Origin of the sequence: Stenotrophomonas sp. 2YAF22, from assembly GCF_052114665.1 — a bacterium.
GTDB classification, from domain to species: Bacteria; Pseudomonadota; Gammaproteobacteria; order Xanthomonadales; family Xanthomonadaceae; genus Stenotrophomonas; species Stenotrophomonas indicatrix.
Genome location: NZ_JBFRFE010000114.1, coordinates 1 through 8,744, shown reverse-complemented (window position 1 = coordinate 8,744; position 8,744 = coordinate 1). Strand labels below are relative to the sequence as shown.

The following is an 8,744-nucleotide window of genomic DNA, read 5'->3' as shown; positions in this document are numbered from 1 at the left end:
CGCAAGGCTGCCGCCGAAAAGGCCGCCGCCGAGCGCGCGGCGCGCCAGGCCGCCGCGGCTGGCCGTCCACCGCCGCCGCCGACCAAGGTTCCTCCGGCCGTGGCCTCGGCGCCAGCGCCGAAGGTCGGTGGCCTGGGCTGGCCACTGTCGGGCAATCTGCTGGCCCGCTATGGCGGCAAGCTGCCGGACGGGCGCACCAGCAGCGGTGTGTTGATCGGCGCACCTGCCGGAAGCACCGTCACCGCCGTGGCCGACGGCACCGTGGTGTTCTCCGATTGGATGACCGGTTACGGCATGATCCTGATCGTCGACCATGGCAACGGCTACATGAGCCTGTACGCCCACAACGACACCCTGCTGAAGGATGCCGGCGCGCGGGTCAGCCGTGGCGACGCGGTGGCCAAGGTCGGCAACTCCGGTGGCCAGGGCGTGACGGCGCTGTACTTCGAGCTGCGCCGTGGTGGGCAACCGGTCAATCCGGACAGCTGGCTGCAGCGGCGCTGAATTCCGCCTGGCCGCAGCACGGCGGATTCAACGGGAATTTAGCCACGCTTCGCGCATAATCGGTGCATGTGCCTTGGGCACGATGCCATCGTCGACAGGAGTGATCCATGCGCGCAGCCCGTACCGCCACCCTCTTGCTGGCTCTGTTGCCGGCCCTGTCCTGGGCTCAGCACACCGCCCCCATCCCGTTGAAGGAAACTCCCGGGAAGGCGGCGAGCAGCGAGGAGGCGGTGACCTCGAAGGTACCGCTGGACGACATCCGGCGCTTCGTGGCCGTCTACAACGCTGTGCGCGCGGCCTATGTCGACCCGGTCGATGACAACAAACTGATGCAGTCAGCTGTGCGCGGCCTGCTGCTCGACCTCGATCCGCACAGCACCTACTTCAACAAGGAAGATGCGGAGGCGTTCGACGAGCAGGCCAACGGCGCCTATGAAGGCATCGGCGTGGAGCTGCAGCAGCAGCCGGACAACGCCAGCATGAAGGTGATCTCGCCGATCGACGACACCCCGGCGGCCAAGGCCGGCATCCTCGCCGGCGACCTGATCATCGCCATCGATGGCAAGCCGATCAGCGCGATCGATGCCAGCGAACCGCTGCGTGGCCCGGCCGGCAGCAAGGTGGTGCTGACCATCGTCCGCGACGGCAAGCCCAAGCCCTTCGACGTCAGCCTGACCCGACAGACGATCCGCGTGACCAGCGTGCGCAGCCGCCTGCTGGAACCGGGCTATGGCTACATCCGCCTGAGCACGTTCCAGGCCGACACCGGCTCTGATTTCCAGAAGCACCTGCAGCAGCTGCAGAAGCAGTCCGGCGGCAACCTCAAGGGGCTGGTGCTGGATCTGCGCAGCAATCCGGGTGGTCTGCTGACCGCTGCGGTGCAGGTGGCCGATGACCTGCTCGACAAGGGCAACATCGTCAGCACCCGCGGCCGCATCAGCATCAGCGATGCACGCTTCGACGCAACCCCGGGCGACCTGCTGAAGGGCGCGCCGGTGGTGGTGCTGGTCGATGCCGGTTCGGCCAGTGCATCGGAAGTGCTGGCCGGCGCACTGCGCGACAACAAGCGCGCGCGCGTGATCGGCAGCCGCACCTTCGGCAAGGGCTCGGTGCAGACCGTGCTGCCGCTGGACAACGGTGACTCGGTGAAGCTGACCACGGCGCGCTACTACACACCCAGCGGTAAATCGATCCAGGCCACCGGTATCGTGCCGGAAGTGGAACTGAAGGCAGCACCGCGTCCGGAAGACGAGGCATTGCCGGCCAGCCTGAGTGACTACAGTGAAGCGACCCTGCCGGGCCACCTGCGCGGTGACGAGGAAGGCACCGAGGGCTACCACGCAGGCGCCGTGTTGCCGGGCGATGGCCCGATCAACGATGCACTGGCCGAACTGAAGAACCCGGGTTCGGTTGCGGCGCGCTTGAAGGCAGAAGCTGCGAAGGCCGAAGCGGACAAGGCGGCGAAGGTCGCCGCCAAGCCGGCGCCCAAGGCGGAGCCCAAGGCTGAAGCAAAACCGGAAGCAAAACCGGAAGCAAAGCCGGAAGCAAAGCCGGAAGCAAAGCCGGAAGCAAAGCCGGAAGCAAAGCCGGAAGCAAAGCCGGAAGCGAAGCCCGAAGCGAAGCCCGAAGCGAAGCCCGAAGCGAAGCCCGAAGCGAAGCCCGAAGCGAAGCCCGTTCCGGCCCCGGCCACGCCCTGATGGTACGCCGGGCCACGCCCGGCTAACCTCGGTACGTCAAGGAGGCAGCACGATCGCATGTGTCGCCCCATAGAATCGATTCATGGACGATTCGACTCTCACCACCACGATCAGCAATCTGCTTGAGCGCCAGCCAGTGCCGATGGAGCAGGCTGCCGTCCTGATGGAATCGCTGGCGGGCCGCCATCGGATCGATACCCACCTCATCTACTGGTGGGCAAGCGCGCCGTTGATTGTCCAGAAGATTCACTACGACAGCAGTGAGGAAGGCCTCTCCTACCTGGCTGGACTGTTGGCGCAAGTGCAGAGCGAAATCTGCCTGGTGGCATCAGAAGAGCGCGCATCGCCTTGGCCGATGTGGACGCTGCAGGCAAGCGAACTGATTCCTCTGCTGGGCGAGCTGCCGTTCTTCGAGTACTTCCTGGTGTTGAATGACGGCGCAACGTTGCTCTTTGATACCCACCACAACACCTTGGTGGTCAGTCGCGAGTGACGTTTCTGGCATCGTTCCGGATGGAGCAGACCCAGAGCAATGAAGCAGCCTGGCAAGTTCGACTCTACCAAGCGGACGCTAGAACCCGTGCCGCTTGCGCAGTCGCCGTGCGATCGCCGCGCGCACGTACATGCCGTACACCACGCCGAACACGAAGCCCCCGATGTGCGCCCACCAGGCGACCATGCCGAAGGTCGGGCCGATGTAGGCGAACACCACCTGCAGCGCCGCCCACACACCGATCAGCAGATAGGCCGGGGCGCGCACGAACTCCAGGAACAGCCCCAGCGGGATCACCACGCCCAGGCGCGCGCCGGGGAACAGCGCCAGATAGGCACCGATCAATGCCGACACCGCGCCGCTGGCGCCGATGATGATCTGGTCCGGGCTGCCCATGGTGTAGATCGCGACCAGGTTGGAGATCGCCCCGCCCACCAGGAACAGCAGCAGCAACCGCCACGGGCCCAGCACCCGCTCGGCGGGCAGGCCGAAGATCAGCAGGAACACCAGGTTGCCCAGCAGGTGCGACCAGTCGGCGTGCAGGAACAGGGCGGTGAACAGGCGCAGCACGCTGCCGTCCTGCAGGGTTGCCCACCAGTCCAGCGGGTGGGTCAGGCCGGTGGACAGGGCGCCCCAGTCCAGCCACAGGCTTCCGCGGGCATCGTCCGGGCGCGAGATCGACCACAGGAATGCCAGCCACAGTGCCGCAAACAGCACGGGCGTAGCCCAGCGCAGGGTCGCCTTTTTGCGCGAGGGGAGGGAGACAAACATGGCACTAGCCTAGCGTGCGGGCGCTTTTGGCGGGGAAGGAGCCTGTTCAGCTTTTGCGACGAAGAAAGCGCCAGCGCTGTTATTGTTTCATTAACGGCTCTGGGTAATACTCGCATACGGCGTCGTATGTCGGGAGGGGAATCCGGCGCGCTTCGAAAGGCCATCCAGCCTGACGGGCGCAGGCGCACTTAGAGCACCATCACCGCTTACCGGAGAGAGAACTACGATGCAAACTGCTTCTACCATTGCCCGCCTGACCCTGCTGGCCGTCGGCGTTGCCGGTGCGCTGGCCGCCGCCGACGCCAATGCCGCCGCCTTCCAGCTGAAGGAAAACAGCGCCAAGGGCCTGGGCCGCGCCTTCGCTGGTTCCACCTCTGCCGAAGGCGATGCCTCGGTGGTCGCCACCAACCCGGCTTCGATGCGCCTGCTGGAAGGCACCCAGATCCAGGGTGACGTCAGCGCCATCAGCTTCGGCGCCAAGTTCCGCGGCGAAGGCCGCTATGCCAACGGCGCTCCGATTTCCGGCGGCAACGGCGGCGACGCCGGCATGATCGCTCCGGTTCCGGCCGCGTACTTCCACGTGCCGTTCGGCGAGAAGGACAACATGCACTTCGGCGTGTCGCTGACCGTGCCGTTCGGCTTCAAGACCGAATACGACCGTGACTGGGTCGGCCGCTACAACGGCGTCAAGACCGAACTGCAGGCCATCGACCTGGGTGCGGCCTTCTCCTACGACGTCAACCCGTACCTGTCGTTCGGTGCGTCGGTGTTCGCCGAGCGCCTGAATGTCGACCTGACCAGCGCCGTCGACGGCGGTACCGCCATCAACGCCAGCGCCCAGCAGCGCGCTGCCGCCGCTGCACTGGCCGCTGGCCGCACCCCGGCACAGGCCCAGGCCGCTGCCCAGGCCGCTGGCCGCCAGGCCGCACAGCTCGGCTTCTCGCCGGGTACCGCTGATGGTTACCTGCGCATCAAGGGCGACGAAGTGTCCGTCGGCTACACCCTGGGCATGACCGTCAGCCCGGTGGAAGGCACCAACATCGCCTTCAGCTACCGCTCGGAAGTCGAACACAAGATCACCGACGGCAAGGCCGACTTCACCATGACCCCGGCTGCTGCAGCGTTCCTGGCGCAGGCTGCTCCGGGCACCTTCGTCGACAGCAACGGCCGCGCGACCATCACCCTGCCGGCCAGCGCCACCGTCAGCTTCACGCACCGCGTGAACGACCAGTGGAAGATCATGGCCGACGTGTCGCGCACCGCATGGAGCAAGTTCGACGAAGTGCGCGTCGACTACGACTCCAACCAGCCCGACAGCGTGCTGCCGTTCCACTACCGCGACACCACCTTCGCTTCGATCGGTACCGAGTACCGTCTGAACGAGCAGCTGACCCTGCGTGGCGGTCTGGCCTATGACCAGACCCCGACCACCGACGCCCACCGTGACGTCCGCGTGCCGGATACCACCCGCAAGTGGCTGTCGCTGGGCCTGACCTGGGCGCCGTCGGAGAAGATGGAATACAGCGTGGGCTACACCCACCTGTTCACCAAGGATCCGAACATCAACTCGACCTCCGCTACCGCCAACAACGTTGTCGGCAAGTACAAGGTCACCGGCGACGTGCTGGCTGCGTCGATGCAGTACAAGTTCTGATTCCGGCGATTGCCTGAAGCAGTACGAAGGAGGCCCCGCGCAAGCGGGGCTTTCTTTTTTCCGGGGGTCTGCATCCACGCATGGCGTGGATCTACGCGACAATGGCCTGATGGCCGATCGCCGATACCTGAAGAAGATGACCCGCTACTGGGCCGCCGAAGAGGCGAGGGCCACCGTGGCGCTGCAGGATGCGCTCGCATCGGAATGGTTCGACTACTGGCATACCCACTTGGACTGGAAGGGGCGTGGCAATCGCCACGGCAGTGATCGCACCGCCGTTGCCGCCGCGTTGCTGCGGCTGCTCGAGCGCGCGGTGGCCTGCAGGCGGCAGGACACCCAGTGCTGGGTGGTGTTGGCGCCGGATAGCGGCCAGAGCGCGCTGTTCCTGCATTCGCCGAATCCGCAGGGTACGCCTTGGCCGCATCCGTTCGATGGCGTGACCTGGGATATCCAAGCACCGGATTGGCTCGCGCCTGTGATGGCGCCGCACCATCAACTGGGCCGCTGGGGTAGCGCAGAGCCCCGGCTGCTGGTGCGCGTGCGCGCTTGATTTCCATCCACGCATGGCGTGGATCTACTGGCTCAATCCCGCGGGGCGTGGATCTACGCGACAATAGCGCGATGAACCTGTCCGATCCGAACTTCCAGCTGGAGCTGGCTGCCAACATCGCCGTTGCCGGCTCGATCCTGCTGGCTGGTCGCAACAACGTGCATACGTGGTGGCTGGGCATCGTCGGCTGCGCGCTGTTCGCCGCAGTGTTCGAGCGCTCGCACCTGTACGCGGACATGGTCCTGCAGTTCTTCTTCGTGGTCATCAGCGTGTTCGGCTGGTGGCAGTGGCTGCGTGGTGACCATGGCGAGCCGCTGCCCATCACCAGCTTGCCAGCACGCGCGTGGAGCTGGCTGCTGCCGTTGGCGGTGCTGGCGACCTTCGGTTACGGCTGGATGCTGACCCGGCTGACCAATGCGTATGCGCCCTACATCGACTCGGCGGTGCTGGTGTTGAGCGTGATCGCACAGATCCTGATGATGCGGCGCAAGCTGGAATCGTGGTGGGTGTGGCTGCTGGTCAACACCATCGCGGTGCCGCTGTACTACAGCCGCGGGCTGCACCTGACCTCGATCCTGTATGTCGGTTTCTGGATCAACGCGCTGGTGGCGCTGCGTCACTGGCGGCACCTGATGCGCGCCGAAGCGGATACGGGCAGGGCGGCCGATGGCATTGCCTGAGCGGGTACCGCGCGGGTTGGTGGTCGGCAAGTTCTGCCCGCTGCACCTCGGCCACGAGCGCCTGATCGAATTTGCTTCTACACGCTGCACCCAGCTGCTGGTGATCGGGTGGTCTCAGCCGGGTTTTGCCGGCTACAGCGCGGCGCGTCGCGAGCGTTGGCTGCGCGCGCGCTTCCCGCAGGCGACGGTGGCGGTGCTGGATGATGCGCGGCTGGCGGCGTTGTGCAGGCAACAGGGTGTTCCCGTGCGTGCGCTGCCGCAGGACAAGGACAGTGAGCAGGTGCAACGCGCGTTCACCGCATGGCTGTGCGTGGCGCTGTTTGGCGGACCGGTCCAGGCTGTTTTCACCGGTGAAGACTACGGCGATGGTTTCGCTGCAGCCCTGGCGCAGCATTTCAATGCGCCGGTGCAGCACCATCGGCTGGAGCGTTCGACCGACATCGGTCAGGCCAGTGGTACCGAACTGCGCGCCGATCCGCATGCGCATCGACAGGGCCTGAGCCGGTCGGTCTATGCCGACCATGTGCAGCGGGTGGCCTTCATCGGCGGTGAGTCCACGGGCAAGAGCACGCTGGCGCGGGTGCTGGCCGAACGCCTGGGTACGGCATGGGTGCCGGAGTTCGGGCGTACGTTGTGGGAGCAGCAGGGCGGCGAGCTGCAGGCGCAGGATCTGCTGCGTATCGCTGCAACCCAGCCGCAGCACGAGGACCAGGCCGCGCAGCATGCGCATCGCTGGGTGTTCTGCGATACCACGCCGTTGGTGACGCTGGGCTACAGCGGCTGGATGTTCGGCACTGCACCCGAACCACTGCAGCGGGCCGCGGCGCGTGCGTACGACCTGTTGTTCCTGTGCGCCCCGGATATCCCGTTCGAGCAGGATGGAACGCGTGTGGGTGAGGAGTTCCGCATGCGCCAACACGCGTGGTATCTGCAGCAGTTGCAGGCGCGAGGAATGGCGTATGTGCTGCTGGAAGGCGATCTGGAGATGCGTATCGCGCGGGTGCTGGAGGAATTGGTGAGGCGTGYGGACAACCGGTTCAGTGTGCTGGCGGAATGAGTTGCCAGGGGCTGGCAGGCCCGCATCCGCCCAACATGAAAAAACCCCGCTTTCGCGGGGTTTTTCGTTTACTGCATGACGCTTGGGATCAGTCGCCCAGGGTCAGCAGCGAGGCGTTGCCGCCGGCGGCGGTGGTGTTCACCGTCACCGTCTTCTCGGTGGCGAAGCGCAGCAGGTAGTGCGGGCCGCCGGCCTTGGGGCCGGTGCCGGACAGGCCCTGGCCGCCGAACGGCTGCACGCCGACCACCGCACCGATCTGGTTGCGGTTGACGTAGACGTTACCGACGTGGACGCCGTTGCTGATGCGGTCGACGGTCTCGTCGATGCGCGAATGCACGCCCAGGGTCAGGCCATATCCGGTGGCGTTGATCTGGTCGATCACCGCGTCGAGCTGGTCGCCCTTCCAGCGGATCACGTGCAGCACCGGCCCGAAGATTTCCTTCTGCAGCTGGCCCAGATCCTTCAGCTCATACGCACGCGGTGCGAAGAAGGTGCCGTTGGCCGCTTCGGCGGACAGTTCGGCAGCCGCGATCAGGCGCGCTTCGCGGTCCATGCGCACGGCGTGGTCCTGCAGGATCTGCAGTGCGTCAGCGTCGATCACCGGACCGACGTCGGTGGACAGCAGGCCCGGGTTGCCGACTTTCAGTTCCTTCATCGCGCCGGCCAGCATGGTCATCACCTTGTCGGCGATGTCGTCCTGCACGAACAGCACGCGCGCGGCCGAGCAGCGCTGGCCGGCCGAGGTGAAGGCCGAACCGATGGCGTCCTTGACCAGCTGTTCCGGCAGTGCCGAGGAGTCGGCGATGAAGGCGTTCTGGCCGCCGGTCTCGGCGATCAGCACGCCGATGGCGGCATCGCGTGCAGCCATCGCGCGGTTGATCGCACGGGCGGTGTCGGTGGAGCCGGTGAAGGCCACACCGGCCACGCGTGGGTCGGCGGTCAGCGCGGCACCGACGGTGGCGCCATCGCCCGGCAGGTACTGCACCACGTCAGCCGGCACGCCGGCATCGTGCAGCAGCTTCACTGCGTAGTAGCCGATCAGGTTGGTCTGCTCGGCCGGCTTGGCGATCACGCTGTTGCCGGCGGCCAGTGCGGCAGCCACCTGGCCCAGGAAGATCGCCAGCGGGAAGTTCCACGGACTGATGCAGACGAACACGCCGCGGCCATGCAGCTGCAGTTCGTTGGATTCGCCGGTCGGGCTGGGCAGCTTCTCGGCGTGGCTGAACTGCTCGCGCGCCTGCTTGGCGTAGTAGCGCAGGAAGTCCACCGCTTCGCGCACTTCGGCGATGCCGTCGGGCAGGCTCTTGCCGGCTTCCTTCACGCACAGCGCCATGAATT

9 protein-coding genes are annotated in these 8,744 nt (G+C 66.1%); 7 read left to right on the top strand and 2 right to left on the bottom strand.

Annotation, left to right across the window (positions count from 1 at the left end; translation table 11 throughout):
- The 3 genes from AB4Y84_RS06885 to AB4Y84_RS06875 all read left to right on the top strand — a co-directional run.
- Positions 1-504: murein hydrolase activator EnvC family protein (locus AB4Y84_RS06885; protein ID WP_442249917.1), on the top strand; the 504-nt coding region annotated here is incomplete at its 5' end.
- 107 nt (positions 505-611) lie between these two features.
- Positions 612-2,201 (top strand): S41 family peptidase, encoded by a 1,590-nt coding sequence (locus AB4Y84_RS06880; RefSeq protein WP_442244691.1) that lies wholly within the window; start codon positions 612-614, stop codon positions 2,199-2,201.
- Between the two features lie 82 nt (positions 2,202-2,283).
- The gene (locus tag AB4Y84_RS06875; protein WP_312787633.1) at positions 2,284-2,694 is read left to right on the top strand and encodes a hypothetical protein; all 411 of its coding nucleotides are present in this window, start codon (positions 2,284-2,286) and stop codon (positions 2,692-2,694) included.
- A gap of 78 nt (positions 2,695-2,772) precedes the next feature.
- Here AB4Y84_RS06875 and AB4Y84_RS06870 read toward each other — a convergent pair whose 3' ends face one another.
- Positions 2,773-3,465, bottom strand: coding sequence for a rhomboid family intramembrane serine protease (locus AB4Y84_RS06870; protein ID WP_025878304.1), 693 nt, complete (start codon positions 3,463-3,465; stop codon positions 2,773-2,775).
- 226 nt (positions 3,466-3,691) lie between these two features.
- Here AB4Y84_RS06870 and AB4Y84_RS06865 point away from each other — a divergent pair, with 226 nt between their 5' ends.
- The 4 genes from AB4Y84_RS06865 to AB4Y84_RS06850 all read left to right on the top strand — a co-directional run bounded on the left by AB4Y84_RS06865 (position 3,692) and on the right by AB4Y84_RS06850 (position 7,406).
- Positions 3,692-5,119, top strand: coding sequence for an outer membrane protein transport protein (locus tag AB4Y84_RS06865; RefSeq protein ID WP_025878303.1), 1,428 nt, complete (start codon positions 3,692-3,694; stop codon positions 5,117-5,119).
- Positions 5,120-5,228: 109 nt separating this feature from the next.
- Positions 5,229-5,669, top strand: coding sequence for a hypothetical protein (locus AB4Y84_RS06860; RefSeq protein WP_442244692.1), 441 nt, complete (start codon positions 5,229-5,231; stop codon positions 5,667-5,669).
- A 71-nt stretch (positions 5,670-5,740) separates the two neighbouring features.
- Positions 5,741-6,349, top strand: a complete 609-nt coding sequence (gene pnuC / locus AB4Y84_RS06855; protein ID WP_442244693.1) for a nicotinamide riboside transporter PnuC — start codon at positions 5,741-5,743, stop codon at positions 6,347-6,349.
- Positions 6,336-7,406 carry an AAA family ATPase gene (locus AB4Y84_RS06850; RefSeq protein ID WP_442249916.1) on the top strand — a complete coding sequence of 357 codons (1,071 nt, stop codon included), beginning with the start codon at positions 6,336-6,338 and terminating at the stop codon, positions 7,404-7,406. The genes pnuC and AB4Y84_RS06850 overlap by 14 nt, the downstream gene beginning before the upstream one ends.
- Positions 7,407-7,494: 88 nt before the next feature.
- Here the strand turns inward: AB4Y84_RS06850 and putA are convergent.
- Positions 7,495-8,744 (bottom strand): bifunctional proline dehydrogenase/L-glutamate gamma-semialdehyde dehydrogenase PutA (gene putA / locus AB4Y84_RS06845; RefSeq protein ID WP_442249915.1); only part of this gene is annotated, 1,250 nt, incomplete at its 5' end.